The following is a 1,875-nucleotide window of genomic DNA, read 5'->3' as shown; positions in this document are numbered from 1 at the left end:
GTCAATCTGCTGTGCCGGCTGACGGACGTGTCGGGCGGCCTGGCTCCGGCCGGCCCCCCGCAGGGGCTGATCGCCCTCGCCCGGGAGACCACCGAACCCATCCGCCCCGACCTGCTCGGCCTGTTCGAGAAGGAAGAGCTGGTCAAGTACCTCGCCGAAGAGGAGCTCCACTGATGAGCAGCTACACGGCGGCCTTCAGGGTCTGGCGCGGCGACGCGGACGGCGGGGCCCTGGAGGACTTCGAGGTCGAGGTGAACGAGGGCGAGGTCGTCCTCGACATCATCCACCGCCTCCAGGCCACCCAGGCGTCGGATCTCGCGGTGCGCTGGAACTGCAAGGCGGGCAAGTGCGGGTCGTGCAGTGCGGAGATCAACGGGCGGCCCCGGCTGCTGTGCATGACGCGGATGTCGGTCTTCTCGCCCGAGGAGACGATCACCGTCACACCGCTGCGGGCGTTTCCCGTCGTCCGCGATCTGGTGACGGACGTGTCCTTCAACTACGCGAAGGCGCGGGAGGTGCCCGCCTTCGTACCGCCCGAGGGGGTCGCGGCGGGCGACTACCGGATGCAGCAGATCGACGTGGAGCGCCCGCAGGAGTTCCGCAAGTGCATCGAGTGCTTCCTGTGCCAGGACACCTGCCATGTGGTGCGCGACCACGAGGAGAACAAGGCGGCCTTCGCGGGTCCGAGGTTCCTGATGCGGATCGCCGAGCTGGACATGCATCCGCTGGACGCTGCCGCCGGGGCGGGTCTCGACCGCAGGAAGACCGCGCAGGACGAGCACGGACTCGGCTACTGCAACATCACCAAGTGCTGCACGGAGGTCTGCCCCGAGAACATCAAGATCACCGACAACGCGCTGATCCCCTTGAAGGAGCGCGCGGTCGACCGCAAGTACGACCCGCTGGTCTGGCTGGGCGACAAGATCTTCCGGCGCTCGGAATAGAGGTCCCGACCCTCGCGCTTCACCTGTCGCACGCGCGCCGGAAGGCGGCGCGCGCCGACGGACGAGACGACGGGGAACGTACGCATGTGGAACGGTGACGCACTCGATCTGGACGCCTACCTGGCACACCTGGGGTACGAGGGGGACCGCTCGCCCACGCTGGAGACGCTGCGCGCGCTGCACCGCGCGCACGTGCTGAACGTGCGGTGGGAGAACCTCGACGCCGTGCTGCGCGGGGACGTCCCGCTCGACCTCGACGCACTGCGGCGCAAGATGATCGGCAACGCGCGCGGCGGCTACTGCTTCGAGCACGCCTCGCTGTACGCCGCGGCCCTGGAGCGGCTCGGCTTCACGTTCTTCGCGGTGCTGGGCCGGATCCGGATGGGCGCGCCGAAGATGCTGCCCACCACGCACGCCATGCTGGTCGTCGACATCGACGGTCGGCGGTGGCTCTGCGACGTGGGCTTCGGGGCGAGCCCGCTGGAGCCGATCGAGATGACGGCCGAGGGGACCGAGACCACCGACGGCGTGTGGACGTACCGGTTGCGGAGCGGGGAGGTGACCCCGGGCGCGCAGGGGTGGACGCTCTACCAGCCGGCGGACGAGGGCCAGAAGGACGAGACGGGCGACGGGTGGATGGCGCGGCACACCTTCACGCTCGACCCGCAGTACCCGGTGGACTTCGCGATGGCCAACCACTTCATCGCGACGAGTTCGCACTCCCCCTTCAGCTACCGGCCGTTCGTCCAGCGCGTGCACCCCGACCGGCTGCACCTCCTGGACAACCGCACGCTGATCACGTCCAGGCCCGGCGAGAAGCCGGAGGTGCGGGAGCTGGAGCCGCAGGAGGTGCCGAAGGTGCTGTCGGACGTGTTCGGCGTCGACCTGACGCCGGACGACGCGGCGCTGCTCGTGACGAAGCTGACCTGAG

At 69.4% G+C, this 1,875-nt stretch carries 2 protein-coding genes; both read left to right on the top strand.

The window, feature by feature from the left end; genetic code table 11:
• The first annotated feature begins 173 nt into the window (after positions 1–173).
• A complete protein-coding gene (locus tag E2E34_RS33645; protein ID WP_138905619.1) occupies positions 174–944 on the top strand; it encodes a succinate dehydrogenase/fumarate reductase iron-sulfur subunit in 771 nt (256 codons plus the stop codon).
• A gap of 84 nt (positions 945–1,028) precedes the next feature.
• Positions 1,029–1,874, top strand: coding sequence for an arylamine N-acetyltransferase family protein (locus E2E34_RS33640; RefSeq protein ID WP_138905618.1), 846 nt, complete (start codon positions 1,029–1,031; stop codon positions 1,872–1,874).
• Position 1,875 lies beyond the last annotated feature (1 nt).

It is taken from the genome of Streptomyces albidochromogenes (genome assembly GCF_005981925.1).
Lineage (GTDB): Bacteria > Actinomycetota > Actinomycetes > Streptomycetales > Streptomycetaceae > Streptomyces > Streptomyces albidochromogenes.
This window is presented reverse-complemented; position numbering and strand designations above follow the sequence as displayed.

What these genes read in the sequence shown, in the direction of transcription:
- E2E34_RS33645 (WP_138905619.1), top strand. Translation starts at nt 174, where the DNA reads ATGAGCAGCTACACGGCGGCCTTCAGGGTCTGGCGCGGCGACGCGGAC.
- E2E34_RS33640 (WP_138905618.1), top strand. Translation starts at nt 1,029, where the DNA reads ATGTGGAACGGTGACGCACTCGATCTGGACGCCTACCTGGCACACCTG.